We start from the raw sequence: 16574 nt of genomic DNA, 5'->3' as shown, positions 1-16574 counted from the left end.
GGGGAGCAGGGGAGCAGGGGAGAAAGAATATTAACGTTTCATTAGCCAAGGTGAGGGGTCAGTAATCATATTTACCAAACCACCTAAGATCCGATTGTAGATTCCATATAATTCTCTGCCTAATTCAACATCCAAATAATTGCACTTAACAGCAAATTCAATCCATGTTTGTGTTTCTGCTGCCTCTGCTTCAGAGTCATTGAGTTTAGCCACAAAAGCTGCTTCATATCTACGCTTTCTCCAAGCTTCAGCTAGATTTGCACAAACAGAACGTGACGATCGACGGATCTGATCGGTTAATGAATACCGCTCCTCGACAGGAAACTTTTTAGAGAGTTCAAAGATTTTCATGGCTGCATCAAATGCCATTTGATATACTTTCAAGTCTTGATGATTTTTAATTGGTTCTTTTTCCATCTTCATCTACTCCTCTGCTCCCCTGCCCCTCTGCTCCCTGCCTTATCTCAGGTATTAACCAGTTCAGCGATCGCGGCTAGAAAGCTCTGTTCTGAATAGGGTTTGGTCATGTAAGCTTTCGCCCCTAGAGCTAGAGCTAATTGGCGGTGCTTCTGTCCACTACGAGTAGTCAGCATCACCACAGGAATGCCGGACAAACGCTCGTCTTGGCGATGGTGTTCTAAAAACTCAAATCCATTCATACGCGGCATTTCAATGTCACAAATCACTAAATCAACATCACTGTGTTGCACCATTTGAGCGATCGCCTCTCGACCATCGCCTGCTTGCAACACTTGATAATCGGCTTTCTGGAGCGTCTGCACCAAACTTTGCCTTTGGACAACCGAATCTTCCACGACTAACACTGTTAGTCGGTTAGGTTGAGCAACGGCTGTATTGACTTCCATCGGCTGTTGCTGCGGTTGCGTTATAGTTGCGGATTGCTGCGCCTCTAGAGCAAGAACAGGCTCAGGCGCGGGCAATATTGCAAGACTTGATGCCGGGGAAGTCGGCATCATATCTGTCTCCCAAGTTTGCCGAACTAACTCCAACGGGTCAACGATTAGGGTCAGACTACCATTTCCCAACACGCTGTAGCCTTGGATGTAACTAGGTAAAGTCAGGACTCTGCCGAGGGATTTAATTACTAATTCCTGCTCGACTAAAATCTGATCGACTTGCAAACACAGGTATTGATGCTCTGTTTCCAACAGCAGCAGAGGTTCGACGGTGTTCCGTTGTTTGACTGGAAAAGGACTTAGGTTTAAATTGTGGTCTTGGGTGAATAAAGGGTATTTGTAATCCAGCAAATTGGCAAGCGAGCGGATGGGAACTAATTGCTGATTTTGCCCTTCTCCCCACTGCCAGTATTTTTGGCTGCCTTGCCCGTGTAAAGATTGCTGGACTTGAATCTGCTCTGGCTGCGGTAATAAAACCTGGCTAACTCCTTCAGACAGCAAGCCATAAGTAATACCTTGAGATTGACAAACGAGCAAGCGTGCTGTTGTCAAGCTCAAGGGCAATTGCAGCATGAAGGTAGTTCCCTGCCCTGAAAGCGATCGCACCACAATCGAACCTTGTAAAGCTTGCAATTGAGTGCGAACCACATCTAAGCCGATACCACGGCCAGATAACTCACCAACCTGGTTGGCGGTAGAAAAGCCTGGTTCAAATAATAACTCTGCCAGTTGGTCTTCTGAGGCGTAGGCGGCTTGTTCGGGAGTCAGAAGGTGTTTTTCTATAGCTCGCTGACGAATGGATTCCCAGTTAAAGCCTCGACCATCATCCCGTACCTCAATAGTAGTGCGGTTGCCTTGATGATAGGCTTTAATTGTAATTGTTCCGGTTTCTGGTTTACCCTGCTGGCGGCGGATTTCTACTGGTTCAATGCCGTGATCGAAGGCATTACGAATCATGTGCAGCAAGGGATCGTACAACTGCTCAGAAATGGCTTTATCCACCAGTACCTTCGTACCGCCAAGCTTGAGTTCAACAGGCTTATGATAAGTTGCTACCATCTGTTGCAGGAGGCGGGGTAATCGATTCAACACTGTTCCCAGTGGCACCATTCTGGCTTGCAGCAAATCTTCCTGCGCTCCTGAAAGCAGTTGCTTGCGCTTTCCGAGACTGAAGCGAGATTGCTGAACTAAGCCATTAACAGCCTCAATCTGTTCTCCTAATTGCACCATGTCTTCTGTAAGATTTTGCAGGAGAATGTGCAACTCGCTATAGTTATCCATTTCTAAGGCATCAAAATTGGATTGTGCCTCGGTAGCAGAGATAACTCGTGGAGATCCATGTATATGTCGCTGCTTGCGTTCGGGAAGCAGCAGATGTCGATCCGACCAAGTAAAAACTTTACTAAGTTGTTGTTGACAGTACAAAAACTGTAGTAGAGTGTCTTGGGCTGCTTTCTGGATGTGGTTAGATTGCAGGTTTTGTTGGTTTTCGCTGATTAGCAATTCCCCAATTGTATGGCTGAGGCGATCGAGCTGTTCTATCGCTACTCGGATACTGGGAAGTGATGCCGATGACTGAGCCTGAAGGCTTGGTGCTGGTGGTGGAGAGGCTGGCCGATCTGAGTCTGAGTATCGGCAGGATGTCTGTGGATCTCCGATCCAGATTGACTGTAAAATCCGATCTATGGCAGAGGGAGCTACTACCGAATCCTGAGAAATAGGTGCCAGTACCTCCGGTGTTTTCGGTAGGGAGTTATCAGTCCGCTTCGGGAAAAACGACCAAATTGATTCCGCTTCGCTGGCACTGAGGAGAGGGGATGGCTTATTCTCAGTTGTAGACGTTTCTGTGGGTTGGGCAGCGATCGCAACTGGCTGCTCTTGCGGTTCTGGGACAGGAGTAGTTATTCCTGCCCATTCTCGCAATTGTGGAGATATTTCTCCCCCTTGAGTGCGATCGCCTGCAAGTACTGCTACTTGAGCTGCTTTAAAATTTTCTAAAGCCGCCTGAGCGATTTGCAATACTTTGTCTGGATGTGCTTTGAGCGCGTTTAGGGTCGCCTGGGAAATTTCTTCTAATCCAGATAAGCCATAAGATGCTGCTAGTTCGACAAAAAATTCGGCTTGGGAGTTGAGTGTTGTTTGAATTTGTTGCGGATTTTGGCTTTGGATGTCAGTTTCCATCTGTTGCAAATCCTGGAGTACACTCCCGGAAAAGATTGACTCTACGACATCGAAGCCAAGTTCTTCCGAACTGGGAAGCGGAGCCTCACGACCAAAAAAGTCGCCTAGTTTATGTTGGAGTTGGGCAAAGATTGAGGCAGTGCGATCGAGTATTTCTGCCTCATTGCAGGTTAAGCCCATCAAGGCTGCACTCAATGGAGTTCGCAGGCACTCATAAGCATCTAGAAGCAAAGCACCCAATTCTGGATCGATTTCCAGTTCTGGAGCGTATAACGCTTGGAATACATCTTCCAAATGATGGGCAATTGTCTGAATAGTTTCTTGCCCAACACTGGCAGCACTCCCTTTGATAGTATGGGCGCTTCGCATCAAGGCATGAACTTTTTCTATTGTTTTTTCATCAAGCAAACCGATTAGATTCTGCTCAATGGTTTGCAATAACTCTGCCGCTTCCGCAAGAAAAGCCTGCTCTTGATTACTGGGATCGAAGTTCATAACAGTTTTGTGAGATTAGTCAACTTTGAACTGGCTAACGCTGGTTTCCAGTTGTTGTGAAGTCATCCGTAGTTCCTCAAAAGACTCGGAAATGTGAATGGCACTTTCTGAAGTCTTGCGAGCGATCGCCGAAACATCCATCATCGCCTCTGTCAACATCTGAGATTGCTGACTTTGATGGGAAACTGCTTGGGTAATTCCTTGTACTAGTCCACCAATTTCGTTGGTAGCTACCACGATCGCACTCAGGGAATGACGAGTCTCATCGATCAAGTTCGAGCCTTGGACAACTTGACTAATCCCTATTTCCATTGCTTCGGTAACTTCGTTGGTGCCAGCTTGAATTTCTTGCACGAGTCGCTCAATTTCTGTGGTGGCACTAGCCGACTGATAAGCCAGAGAACGAACTTCATCTGCAACCACCGCAAAGCCTTTGCCATACTCTCCGGCACGGGTAGCCTCGATCGCAGCATTGAGTGCCAGCAAATTGGTTTGAGTGGCAAAGTTTTCAATCAGACTCACTACTTTCGAGATTTTCTGAGAAGCTTCACCGAGACGTTTAATCTTCTTGGCTGTTTCCGACACAGTTTCTCGAATTTCCAAAATGCCATCTACGGTTCTTTCCATCAGGGAATCACCAGCTTGGACGGTATTATTAGCTCTTTGCACCGCCTGTCCGACTTTTTGAGCATCAGCAGCGACTATCTGGGTGGAAGTTACCATTATTTGTAATTGTTCCAGAGCGTTTTCGAGCCGTTCTGCCTGCTGTTGAGCTTGGTCAGATAGTTTTACTACTGAGGTAGTGTTATTGCTAGAATTTTCACTTACCTTGCCAGCAGCAATCTGCACTTGTCGCACTAAATCTCGCAAACTTTGGATCGTAGTATTGTAACCATCGGCGATCGTCCCAATTTCATCCTCAGATAGGGGCGCTCGAACGGTCAGATCGCCTCTGAAGGATGGTTCCAAAGCCATGAGAACGCGGATTGCTCCTTGTTGGAGTTTTTCCCGGGCGGTGCGTTCGCGCTCTGCTGCTTCTGCTAGTTGCTGCTCTTGAATACGCACCTGTGTTAGGTAGTCTGCAAGATTGAGGGCAATACCAATCTGGACGCTGGCTTGGTTGAGAACATCCTCCTCGGATTGCTCCCACTGGCGCGATGCGCTATTTTGATAAACTCCCATCAGCCCCCATAGCCGATTTTCTTGAAAAATCGGAGAAATCATGTAGGCTTTAGTTCCCCACATCTCTAACAATTGGATGTGACATTCGTCATGGCCGACACTATATATATTGTCAACCCGCAAACTTTCTTTGCGGACATAACGCCCTCCTTGGTTGTACTGGAGATAGGTATCTCTAACTCTGGCAAGGCTAGTTCCCACAAGCTTAGGCCAATCCCCAGTCACAGACTCAACTACAAATTCTCCAGACCAATCAGGCTCAAAACGATAAACTCCAACTCGATCTACTTTCAGCAGTTGACGAAGTTCGTGGGTGGCAAACTGGATAAATTCCAGAACATTACCATGACTTTGGGCCATCTCTGTTAACCGACTTGGCAGCCGATAGGAAAATCGGGCGTTTGCTACTTCCCGTTCTGCCAGTTTGATCAGTTCCTCATTCTTGCTTAAGGTTTGTTGTAAGTATTGCGATTGTTGAACGGCAACCCCAAACTGCGTGCCGATTTTCGCTACCAAGTTGACTTCATTCTCTTGCCATTGCCGCGGGCCGCTATTTTGGTAAGCTCCTAACAAACCCCAGAGCTTGTTTCCGGCAATAATCGGGGTGATGATATAGGCTCTAATCTGAAATTGCTCGAGAATTTTCAAGTGGCACTGGGCATGACCAGCAGTGTAAACGTCATTAATCACAAACGTCTCGTTGTTGCGATAGCGTCCACCTTGGGTTTGTTGTAGGTGTTCGTCTTCCCATATAGTCCTGATATCGGGGCCAACCAAAGCCACCCATTCACGACTTACGGATTCGGCAATAAACTCCCCACCCCAATCTGGATTGAAGCGATACACTGCGAGACGATCGCATTCCAAATGCGATCGCAATTCTGGTAGGGCATTGCGGAAAATCGTATCTAGCTCTTGAACTTGGCGAATTTTTTCTGACAGCCGTGTTAATGCTCGTTCCCCTTCTGCGGTTCTGGCTAACTCTGCATTCTTATTCTTGAGTTGTTCGATATACTTAACCTGTTGCAAGCCTATACCCATTTGCACAGCTACTTTTCGCAACAGTTGCACATCCTTGGATTTCCACTCGCGAGGGCCAGTATTTTGGTATGCTCCTATAAAGCCCCAGAGTTTGTTTCCAATAAAGATCGGAGCGATCGCGTAAGCCTTAGCCTGGATTTTTTCTAATATCTCTAGGTAGCACTGAACGTGACCGGCAGTGTAGATATCATTGACAACAAAGGTTTCATGATTGCGATAGCGTCCGCCCTGAGTTTCTTGTAAATATTCGTCCATCCAAATCGTTTTGATGTCGGAATCAGCTAAAGACAACCATTTATCTTTTACGGATTCGGCAACAAACTCCACACTCCAGTCGGGATGAAAGTGAAATACTGCTAGGCGATCGCACTGTAGTTGTTTGCGTAAACTTGGCAGCACATTCAGGAAAATTGTGTCCATATCCTGGGCTTGACGGATTTTTTCCACCATCCCTGTCAGCACCTGTTCTTCTTCTGCTGCCCGCGCCAACTCTGCATTCTTCATCTTCAGCTGTTCGATGTACTCAACTTGCTGCACGCTTAACCCCAACTGAATGCCCAATTTGGTCAGCAATCGCACCTCTTCGGAATTCCACTGGCGCGGGCCGCTATTTTGGTAAGCTCCTAACAAACCCCAAAGTTTGTTTCCAGCAAAAATGGGAGCGATGGTGTAGGCTTTAACTTGGAACTGCTCTAACAGGTCGATGTGGCACTGAGCATAACCAACAGTATAGATATCATTGACGGCTAAGGTTTCATTGTTGCGATAGCGTCCGCCTTGGGTTTGCTGTAGGTGTTCGTCTTCCCATACGGTTTTGATATCGGGGCCAACCAGAGGCACCCAGTCACTTCCTACAGATTCAGCAATAAATTCACCACTCCAGTCAGAGTTGAAGCGATATATTGCAAGGCGATCGCATTTGAACAACTGCCGCAATTCTGCCAAAGTAGTGCGGTAAATCGTTTCTAGCTGTTGGGACTGACGCATTCTATCCGCCATTCGTGCGATCGCGTTTTCTACTTCAGCTACTTGGGTCATTTCTAGATTTTTTAACCGTAGCTGTTCGATATATTCAGCTTGCTGGAGAGCAATGCTCAACGGTTCGCCGATCTGCAACAAAGCACCAGTCTCTTCCTCAGTCCATTTCCGAACATCAGAATTCTGATAGGCTGCTAGCAAACCCCAAAGATTACCAGCGCGAAAGATGGGAACAATGATGTATGCTTTGGCTTGAAACTTCTCTAATGCTTCTAAATAGCAAGGTGAAAAACCAGCAGCAGAAATATCGTTGACTTTACGGAAGCGCGTTCCTTTGGCGTACATTCCACCCTGCGTTTCCTTAAGATGGGTATCGGCATCAGGTTTAACAGGGGAGCCATAATCCTTAATATTGCAACGCTCTGAAGATATCAGACCTGTTTTTAAAGTGCTGTCTTGTTCCTGCATCTCCAACAGTGAGGACCAACCAGCAGCCACAGATTCAGCGATAACTTCTCCACTCCAGTCTGGATGAAATTGATAAACGACAACGCGATCGCATTTTAAAAATCGCCGCAACTCTTGAGTTGTAATCCGAAAAAGGGTGCGAATATCCGTTGCTTGCCCAATCTTTTCAATGATGCCGAAAACAGTACGTTCTCGTTCAACAAGTTTGGCTGACTCCTCAGAGCGGTGATAAAGTTGTTGCTGATATTGCACCTGTTGAATAGTAATACTAGACAGAGTTGCAACCTGCACCATTAGGCGAACTTCACTATCTTTCCACTGACGAGACTGAGAATTTTGATAGGCAGCGAGCAAGCCCCACAACTTTTCTCCTTGGAAGATGGCAACAATAATGTATGCTTTGGCTTGATAAGCTTCTAAAATTTTGATATAGCAGTCAGAAAAACCAGCACTATAGATATCATTAGTGACTCGATAAATCTGTCCGCGATGGAAATTTTTGCCTTGGGTATGCTGAATGTAGCTATCTGCACTGTGCGATCGCCCTGTTGTCCCAGCCAATCCCCCTTCGTCTGCAAGGTTCCTAACACTGCAATAGTTAACGTTATTGACAATTGCTGGATTGTTTCGCTGTTCTTCTAATAGAGAAACCCACTCAGATCCAGCAGATTCAGCAATAAATTCCCCACTCCAATCTGGCTGGAAACGATAAATTGCCACGCGATCGCATTTTAGTGACTGTCGCACTTCTTGGGTGGCAACACGAAAGATGGTATCCACATCTTTGGACTGGAGAATTTTATTTGCTACACCGACCAGGATTTGGTCTTTTTCCACTTCTTGTTGCAACGCAGCCTGGATCGCGGCAACTTGCAGTTGCGCTTCTAATTCCTGCTCGATTAATTTTAGTAACTGAATTTCAGCATTCTGCCACTGGCGGGTAGCAGTGCATTGCTGCACTACCAACAAACCCCAAACCCCATCTTTTGCTAAAATCGGCAAGCTCACACAGGCTCTGATCTGAAACCGATCCACGAGCTGCTTTTGGTAAGGAGATAAGCTTGCAGTATGAGTATCTGCGATCACTGCTAATTTTTCTTGTTGATAAACCTTGGCAGAACCCAACCCAAAAGTGACGGCAGGCAGTTTTTCCTTCAGCATTGGGGTAAAACCATCCCTCATCGCCTCCGCAACAACTATCCCCAGCGTCGGATTCGTAAACTCATACAGCACCACGCGATCGGCTTGCAGGGCGCTTTGTATCTCTATGACAGTAGTAGCCAGCAAGGTATCTAGATCGGAAAATTGGCGGATTTTGCTAGCGATCGCCTGTACTTGCTCTACCTCTAATCCATCTCCTCCGTCTTGATACGGCAACACACTTAGCAGTTCTTTTAACTTGCGGATTCTCTCTCGCAACGGCCCTGTTTCCACCCAATCAGCTTGATCCAGTTCAGTTCGCAATTCTTCTAGAGCGGAGGTAATTTGCTGTTTTGCTGGTACATCAACGGTATGCCCGTTATCGGTTTCCTTATAACCGTTGCTGGAATTTGAGCGAGGTTGGCTGGGTGTATGCATTACCATGATCTTTCTTGCTATGAAGGTTGTCGGAGTTAATAAGTAGAATGCAGAGTAAACTTCTTGCAGAAGTCGGGAAAAGGGTAAAGGGATAAGAAAGAGGGGAAAAGGTTAAAGGGAAAAGGGAAAAGGAATGAACAAGTCGCCCACGTTAGCGTAGCGGCACGAAGTGCGGGGCGAGGTTTTTACCTTTTCCCCTTCCCCTTCTTGATAAAAAAAACCCTTTCCCCCAAGAGTGCAAAACTATTTTTGCAAGAGGTCTAGTAGTCTGCCAACCCAAAATTGTTAGGTGAGTGCTGGGAAAAGGTTAAAGGTTAAAGGAGTAAACATTTTTTCCCTTTCCCCCTTGCCCTTTACCCCGCCAAGTTTCCTGGGCGAACTACTAGTGTCAAAGAGGCTGAAGGGCTTGAATCACAACCTGGGTGTCAAGTAACATCAAAGGGCTACCTTGAGAATCCACAAAGTAACCCTGTAAGAATGAGCCTAGTCGGCCAGGTAACATCGATGTCGAAATCTCTAACCGCTCTTGGGGATCGTGAACTTCAATAGTATTGACTTGCTCTACCAACAGCCCGACGGTTTGATTCTGGACTTGAACAAGCATCGCCATGCCAGAGTTACGCACACTTTCCCGCCGACACCAGTGTGTTGCTCCCAACAAAGCTGCTAAATCAAGAATCCAGATCGCTTCTCCCCGCCAATTCATTATGCCTAACAAGAATTCTGCTACCTGCGGTACTGGTAAAATCTCGGTCAGTGCAACCTGAATTACTCCCCGCAAATCAGCTAATGGGAGTAACCCATTTACCTTTCCATTCAACGGAAATCTTAAAAACCTCTGGTTGTTTCCTTGGGAAGAGTTTTCAAGTCGAAATTGGCTATTAATGGGTAGCGAAGAAAAGCGATCGTTGGCCTGTACCATTGCCCTAGTTTCCTTTAGCGAATAAATTTATTAACAGTCTGGAGCAAGGTATTTTCGTCTACAGGTTTGACTAAATAGCCATCAGCGCCACTCATATTGCCCCAAGTTCTATCAACATCTGTGTTTTTAGTTGAGCAAATCACTACCGGGATTCCTTTTGTTGTCGGATCGGCTTTCAACTTGCGGCAGAACTCAAATCCACTTTGGCCTGGCAAAATCAAATCTAGTAGAATCAAGTCAGGTTTTTGTTGTTTCAACCGCAGTTGAGCCTCTTCACCACTACGAACTTCATAAACTGAATATCCTCCTTGCTCTAGGTAACGTGTCATCTTTTCGGATTCTGTGAGGCTATCTTCAACTAAAAGAACTTTTTTCATTTTTTTCCTAACTATTTAATTCAGAATTTGAAAAATAATGGCGACAAATAAATTAACACCAAGCTAGATTTAGAAAGCAATTTCGCATCCACAATCTGTTTTGAAAATGGATGTAGGAGAGCCACTGGTATGACTGTCGCTTCAACCTAAACACTTAAATACTTGTGAAGTACATTGAGTACTTTGTCTTGTTCTACAGGTTTACCCAAAAAGTCAGTTGCTCCTACTAATTTTGCTCGCATCCGATCTACTATTCCATCTTTCCCAGTTAAGATGACAACCGGCACATTTTTGAGACTTGGAGTTTTACGGATTTGAGAACAAATTTCATAGCCATTCACTTTTGGCATCAAAAGATCCAAAAAAATGAAGTCTGGCTTGCTTTTAATTAGGTTTAAAACTGCCGTCAAGGAATCTTGAATGCCAACAAAGCGATAACCTTGATGGGTGAGAATTTCCTCCAAACTGCGACAGATCGTCGGACTATCATCCACACAGGCTACTAAAGGTCTTGAGACATCAATAATTGCTTTACTAGCTGCTGGGGGGGCAACTTGTATAACAGTGTTCTCTTCTTTCTTAAGTGAAGAATTGAAGTTATTAACTGCACTGGACGGACTGACAATTTCTTTACTAGTCGCTGGAGGAGCAACTTGTAAAACAGTGTCTTCTTCTGTCTTTAGTGAAGAATTGGAATTATTAACTGCACTGGACGGGTTGCCAGTTTCTTTACTAATCACAACCTGCCTGAGCTTTGGGGTGGGTGAAAAAGCGATCGCCCCTGTTTTTACCAATGTCATCAATAACCGAGTCAAAGCTAAGACATCTCGACCGCTTTTTTGCCCTAGACCTCGTAAAGTTTTTGTTCCATCAACTAGAGCAATAATCTGTTTAGAGGATGCTTGTCCTTGGAGTAGCTCAATTTGTTGAATAATCGGAAATAAATTGGGCGAGTAAGTTGCCAGTCCTGCATCTCGCCATTCTTGCCAGGCTTGTGTAGCCCGTTTCAAAACTTCCTCTGTTGGTATTACAGCTAGGAGAACCCCAGGAACTTCACCAACAACGGTACTATGTGACAACTGCCCTGCTGGATTGTCGCCATTTCTTTTGGCTTCAATGTACTGCATGATATCAAACAGGACTTCAGCTATTGAGCTTGCAATCAGGCTAACAAGTTGTTGTTGTTCGATTAATTTTTGTTCTCGCAACTTAGCAAGAATGGAATACTCGCGATAATTTTCCTGGGGAGAGACAAGCCCCTCCAGTTGTGTCACATCCAGATTAGAACAGTAGCGCAACAAATGTCGTCGCCATCGCTCATCGGCATTAGAACCGCCAGCCTGCCAAATTAATCGTCCTAAACGAAAATATAGCGTCCAAGTCGGCCCATCCCTTGCTTCAAGATTCAGCCTGCCTGTGAATAATTTAGTTTGAAGTTGCTCGATCAATTGATTCACAATGGATCGACCTCCTTATATATCTTGAGTTTTGCATTTACATTAAAATTGCTCAAAAAATCTAGCTTACTAACTTTATCGTGCGATCGCCAATAACACAGTTCAAAACTTTAATGGCTCTGTCCCAGCTTGTTATCTCCCTTTCCAATCCAAACATTTTTAAAGTTCAAAGCCGAAAGCTCGAACAAAGATTTAAGCTCTTTTTTTAATCAGACAATAAGTTATCTATGTTACTTTTACAACGTTACATATATTGAGACAATTGCTTGTCAATACAGACCTTTAAAAGATGGAAATGTTGAATATTACAAAGCATAGACCAGCTTTAATGCTTATCGATTGCGTACTATGCCTGCTGACGACAAAAGACACAAGCGATCGCCCAATCGCTAGTCTGCAAATACAAAAAATGAGCTTAAATTAAGTTTGTCAAAAAATTGCTTGTTGCCGAATAAAGTATTGGCGATCGCGTTGTTCTAGTATTCCTTGTTTGATTAAGGAGCGCAGAATATCTATCGTTTGTACACGGCTTAAGCCTATCACCTCTTCAATTTCTATCAGAGTAGCTCCTTCAGCTTGCTGAATGTATTGTTGCACTTTAGATTTAACATTATCTGCATTCAACGCAGGCGCTTTCCTAGTCATGGTATTGACGGCAGGACGAAAACCTGTGGCTTTAATTGCAGAACGGGAGATTGACCATTTTGGAACCGTTGCAACTAATTTCTCTTCTTTAGCAGGAGTTGGGGAAACTGGTTGTTCGGGACTGTAATCGCCCCAAACACTGTTATGTAAGATTTCCCGAAAATCTTGCAAGTTTTGGAATAATGCCTGAGCTTTTGCTGCCCGCTGTTGGCGGTATTCTTGCTGGCGTTGCGAGACATCTGTTTTTATTTGCAATATTTCCAATTGCCGCTCTACAATCTCTTGCTGAAATTGCTGCTGTTGTGAGTTCCTGTCGTTGTGAAGGCTGGTAACAAAACTGCTCAATTCTTGATGAAGCACATCTGCTTGCAGCTGCAATTCTTGTTGAGTTAGCTGTTTCCACTGGTTAACTTGTTGACGGCGTTCAGCAGTTATTTGCAATCGCTGCGATCGCTCTTGTTCCCATAAATTCTTGAGAGCCATCAGATGATATCTCCTATTTTGTTAATTAGAAATATTAAATAAGCTGTTACGCATTTAATTTGTATATTTATCTGATGACTGATGACTGTTAACCGAAAACCTGTCAACAGTCATCAGTCAACGACCATCAAGAGTGTTTATATACTTTAGACGCGTATCAGCTTAGGAGCCATAAAGACTCCCTTTCTCTAATATGCTGTTAAGCAGCAGATGGAACAGCAGCCTGAGATGTTAAACCAACTGCCTCGGCATATCTTAAGTAAGTTTCAACTGAAGCAATCACAATCCGAGCTTCTATTGATAGCAGTTCAATACCAACTAAAGAAACACGTACCCAAGCATCAATTACAATTCCTTTGTCCAAGATGCGGTCAATAACTTCAGCCAGACTTGAAGATGAGTTAACTTTTTCAACAGCCATTTTCTTTTTCTCCCACAACTCTAATTATTTATTTCATCTTGCTCTGATTGAGCAGTAGGTAAAACTTACACAATGTGTTTTATTCTTCCTGGGTTTAGTGTTCCCAAAAACATGAGAAAATATAACAAAATAAAAAAATAATAAAAAGTTAACAATATTTTTTTCAGACAAAAATTAAAGAAAAAATCATCTAATCTTGATTTTTTCTGCGAAAGTTTTAAATATTATTTTTTATGAAATTATATGAGAGTATTTTTGAGAAAATGATAGGGTGGTAAAGGTTCGCTCAGTGCCAATTGCCAGTGCGAGCATTGTACCTGCCAGAGGGAAAACTGCTGCGTACTGAGCGTTGAATCGTTGCGCTGTGCCAAAAAGTGGATTTGCCGTACATCTTGCTGTCGAGTTTCACAGATAACATTTGTATATTTTTTGAGAATTAACTGGTTCAAGAGTTCCCACTGTTCGGATTGTTGTGCTTGAAATGCTTGCTGTGTTTGGTAGCGTTGTTTTTTAGCTAATAAATAGGCTTTTCCCCTGGCATCAATAGTGTCAGAATCGTCAAGTAAAGAACAGGGTGTCAATTTTAAAGTGTACTCAACTTTGTCTGCTAGCTGAGTTAGGGCTTCTAGATATTGCTCTTGGTGCTTTTCTAGATGATTCAGCAGTTTTTCTACAGAGGTAAAACCCCTCCCAAAGCGTAGGGGAAGAAGGGGAGTTTGTTGAAAAATTTCTCGAATTACGCGATCGTGGTTTAATACAGCTTGAAGTAAACGCTCATCCGTTGCCTGTATTGCCTCCAGTAAAATTTCCGGCTCTACGATCGCACCTAAACCAGAAGAGTAAACGAGTTCAATATTCCTTTCCATCCCTAAAGGCAGAATAAGTGGTGATGCGGTCGGTACTAGAAGAGCATAAGCGTATATTGACATAAGTAATTAAGTCTGGACAAATAAAGTTAACTAATTAATAATTCCCTCTTGTTGTACCAAAGTTAGGAAGTCCTCCGGGACGCTTCTTTTGACATCAAAGGTGTTTTCGGAAGATAAGTAGCTTCCGCTCTGAACTTCTGTGTTTTTTCAAGTCAGAGACTATTGGTTTGTCTCATTAAATTTGAGGGATAAGAGAACGAACCGCGAAGGACGCAAAGAGCGCGAAGGAAGAAGGAAAGAAGAGAATTTCAAAACTGATTCACCTATCAAAATTAATGGGGCAGAACACTATTGAGATTGATGCTGATTAGCAAGCATTTGGTATGTAACTTGGAAATCATCATTTGTAATCTGAATCAAGGTGGAGTCAGTCAATCCTTGGGCACGGTATCGACGAATTGCGCTCAAAGCAGCTTGATTGCTCAACAAAGCCAAGTCTGCTCCATTCCAACCCTCGGTAACTGTCGCCCAGGTTTCTAAATCGACATCAACCAGGGGACGATCTAGATTGTGAACTTGTAAAATCGCTAATCGGCTGGCTCGATCTGGTAGATCGATTTTTATTTGTAAGTCCAATCTTCCGGCTCTGAGCAAGGCAGGATCGAGCGCTTCTGGACGATTGGTTGCTCCTACTAACAGTACTTTCGGGCATTCATGCAACCCATCCAGTTCGGTGAGTAGTTGACCGACAACGCGATCGCTAACTCCAGAATCACCAGTGAATCGTCCCCGTGCTGGTGCTAGGGTATCAATTTCATCTATAAACACAACGCAAGGAGCTGCTTGCCGAGCTTTGCGAAAGAGTTCTCTGACTGCTTGTTCTGCTGCACCTACCCATCGGCTGAGTAATTCAGGGCCATTCACAGCAATAAAGTTGGCTCTAGCCTGGGAAGCGATCGCTTTTGCCAGTAATGTTTTCCCGGTTCCAGGCGGCCCCCACAACAGAATCCCACGAGGAGGCTTGGCTTTGGTTTGCTCGTATAGTTCGGGATACAGAAGTGCGCCCTCTACAGATTCTTGAAGTTTTTGTTTCACATCATCCAATCCACCAATGTCATCCCAACTGACACTTGGTACTTCAACTGCCACATCCCTGAGAACCGAGGGTTTTATCTCCTTAATTGCTTCGAGAAAATCCTGCTGCATGATAGTCATGTTCTCAGGAACGGGGCTGTTGAGTGAGGGGACTTGACGACGAAGGGCAATGTAGGCTGCTTTTTGACAAAGAGCTTTGATATCGGCACCGACAAAACCGACAGCCAAATCGGCGATCGCTCCTAAATTAATTGAAGTCTCCAAGGGCATAGCACTTGTCAAAATCGTGAGAATTTCCAATCGTCCATTGCGATCGGGAACTCGAAACTGAACTTCGCGATCGAAGCGTCCCGGACGACGCAGTGCCGGATCGAGATAATCGGGACGATTTGTTGCCGCTAATACGAGTACGCCCTCGGTTTTGGCAAACCCATCCATTAACCCCAGCAACTGCGCCACTAGTCTTTTTTCAACTTCACCTTCTACTTGGCTGCGATCTGGGGCAAGGCTGTCAATTTCGTCAATAAATATCAGGCAGGGAGCAGAACGAGTTGCTTTCTCAAAAATACTTCGCAAACGAGCTTCTGCTTCCCCGTAATACTTGCTCATCACCTCTGGGCCATTGATGGCAATGTAGTTTAACTCTAACTCTTCTGCCAAAACACGGGCTGTTAAAGTTTTTCCCGTACCGGGCGGGCCAACGAGCAAAACCCCACGCGGAGGCTCTAACCCTAATTTCACCAATAAATCTGGACGTTTAAGCGGAATTTCAACTAGCTCTCTGATTTCTTGGAGAACATCACCCAAGCCGCCGACATCTTGCCAAGAAGTTTTTGAGTTCGTCCGAGCTGATGGGGGGGTGACATCAGCAGAATCATCCATTGGTGTAGTGCCAACGGTGGAATTGGATCTGGCTCGGCTGGAATTACTTGTTCTCGGAATATTGCCTTGCCGGGGAATACTACTGAGATTATGAGAGCGAATTTGAATAGAAGTTTTTAACTCGCCTTTCTCTACTTTTTCTTCTAAAGCTTTGGCAATTTCTAATAGGTGTTCAAATCCTTTAAATATGTCGTCCATTGATTTTACTTAGAGGTTGTTTGAAAAGTGTTTCGCTGTGATTTTGGGTACTTTTAGATCCTCCCTTACCCCCGTTGTAAAGCTACGGTGTCGAGTTACCCCCCTTAATCCCCCCTTTACAAGGGGGGAAACCGGAAAATCTAGTTCCCTCCCCTTGTAAAGGCTACGGTGTATACACAAGTCCTAAAATCCTTGCCTGGTAAGATGCAAGCCTTAGTAGGCAAGCTTTTGAGCTTATCAAGCTGATTATCAATACTGTCAGCTTATTGATATAGAATTAACGGAAAATCAAGGATTTTAAAAATAATTTTCCGTTCTTTTCCCTCTATTTGATTTTCAACCCGACTTGTGTATACACAGTAGCTTGTAAAGGGGAGGGTTAGGG

Annotated in this window: 10 protein-coding genes; all 10 read right to left on the bottom strand. The window is 44.5% G+C overall.

Annotated features, from left to right (window positions below):
* Positions 1-30: 30 nt before the first annotated feature.
* The 10 genes from IQ244_RS30965 to IQ244_RS30920 all read right to left on the bottom strand — a co-directional run bounded on the left by IQ244_RS30965 (position 31) and on the right by IQ244_RS30920 (position 16189).
* Positions 31-417, bottom strand: coding sequence for a four helix bundle protein (locus IQ244_RS30965; protein WP_190960305.1), 387 nt, complete (start codon positions 415-417; stop codon positions 31-33).
* Positions 418-464: 47 nt separating this feature from the next.
* On the bottom strand, positions 465-3593 hold the full coding sequence (locus IQ244_RS30960) for a hybrid sensor histidine kinase/response regulator (RefSeq protein ID WP_193900506.1): 3129 nt from the start codon (positions 3591-3593) through the stop codon (positions 465-467).
* Between the two features lie 15 nt (positions 3594-3608).
* The gene (locus tag IQ244_RS30955; RefSeq protein ID WP_193900505.1) at positions 3609-8846 is read right to left on the bottom strand and encodes a GAF domain-containing protein; all 5238 of its coding nucleotides are present in this window, start codon (positions 8844-8846) and stop codon (positions 3609-3611) included.
* 382 nt (positions 8847-9228) lie between these two features.
* Positions 9229-9762 (bottom strand): chemotaxis protein CheW, encoded by a 534-nt coding sequence (locus IQ244_RS30950; RefSeq protein WP_114085084.1) that lies wholly within the window; start codon positions 9760-9762, stop codon positions 9229-9231.
* A gap of 14 nt (positions 9763-9776) precedes the next feature.
* Positions 9777-10139, bottom strand: coding sequence for a response regulator transcription factor (locus tag IQ244_RS30945; RefSeq protein ID WP_069071669.1), 363 nt, complete (start codon positions 10137-10139; stop codon positions 9777-9779).
* A gap of 146 nt (positions 10140-10285) precedes the next feature.
* Positions 10286-11596, bottom strand: a complete 1311-nt coding sequence (locus tag IQ244_RS30940) for a response regulator (RefSeq protein ID WP_193900504.1) — start codon at positions 11594-11596, stop codon at positions 10286-10288.
* Between the two features lie 429 nt (positions 11597-12025).
* The gene (locus IQ244_RS30935; RefSeq protein ID WP_193900503.1) at positions 12026-12724 is read right to left on the bottom strand and encodes a gas vesicle protein GvpC; all 699 of its coding nucleotides are present in this window, start codon (positions 12722-12724) and stop codon (positions 12026-12028) included.
* A 199-nt stretch (positions 12725-12923) separates the two neighbouring features.
* Positions 12924-13145 (bottom strand): gas vesicle structural protein GvpA, encoded by a 222-nt coding sequence (gvpA, locus tag IQ244_RS30930; protein ID WP_012408764.1) that lies wholly within the window; start codon positions 13143-13145, stop codon positions 12924-12926.
* A gap of 239 nt (positions 13146-13384) precedes the next feature.
* Positions 13385-14074 carry a GvpL/GvpF family gas vesicle protein gene (locus IQ244_RS30925; RefSeq protein WP_193900502.1) on the bottom strand — a complete coding sequence of 230 codons (690 nt, stop codon included), beginning with the start codon at positions 14072-14074 and terminating at the stop codon, positions 13385-13387.
* 288 nt (positions 14075-14362) lie between these two features.
* A complete protein-coding gene (locus IQ244_RS30920; RefSeq protein WP_193900501.1) occupies positions 14363-16189 on the bottom strand; it encodes an AAA family ATPase in 1827 nt (608 codons plus the stop codon).
* Between the last annotated feature and the right edge of the window lie 385 nt (positions 16190-16574).

The organism is Nostoc sp. LEGE 06077, assembly GCF_015207705.1.
Taxonomy (GTDB): domain Bacteria; phylum Cyanobacteriota; class Cyanobacteriia; order Cyanobacteriales; family Nostocaceae; genus Nostoc_B.
Note: the sequence above shows the minus strand (reverse complement) of the source record. Positions and strands in the feature narration are given on the sequence as shown.

Excerpts from the sequence above, each read along its gene's own strand:
- IQ244_RS30955 (WP_193900505.1), bottom strand. The coding sequence starts at position 8,846 with ATGGTAATGCATACACCCAGCCAACCTCGCTCAAATTCCAGCAACGGT.
- IQ244_RS30960 (WP_193900506.1), bottom strand. The coding sequence starts at position 3,593 with ATGAACTTCGATCCCAGTAATCAAGAGCAGGCTTTTCTTGCGGAAGCG.
- IQ244_RS30965 (WP_190960305.1), bottom strand. The coding sequence starts at position 417 with ATGGAAAAAGAACCAATTAAAAATCATCAAGACTTGAAAGTATATCAA.
- IQ244_RS30945 (WP_069071669.1), bottom strand. The coding sequence starts at position 10,139 with ATGAAAAAAGTTCTTTTAGTTGAAGATAGCCTCACAGAATCCGAAAAG.
- gvpA (WP_012408764.1), bottom strand. The coding sequence starts at position 13,145 with ATGGCTGTTGAAAAAGTTAACTCATCTTCAAGTCTGGCTGAAGTTATT.
- IQ244_RS30925 (WP_193900502.1), bottom strand. The coding sequence starts at position 14,074 with ATGTCAATATACGCTTATGCTCTTCTAGTACCGACCGCATCACCACTT.
- IQ244_RS30920 (WP_193900501.1), bottom strand. The coding sequence starts at position 16,189 with ATGGACGACATATTTAAAGGATTTGAACACCTATTAGAAATTGCCAAA.
- IQ244_RS30935 (WP_193900503.1), bottom strand. The coding sequence starts at position 12,724 with ATGGCTCTCAAGAATTTATGGGAACAAGAGCGATCGCAGCGATTGCAA.
- IQ244_RS30950 (WP_114085084.1), bottom strand. The coding sequence starts at position 9,762 with ATGGTACAGGCCAACGATCGCTTTTCTTCGCTACCCATTAATAGCCAA.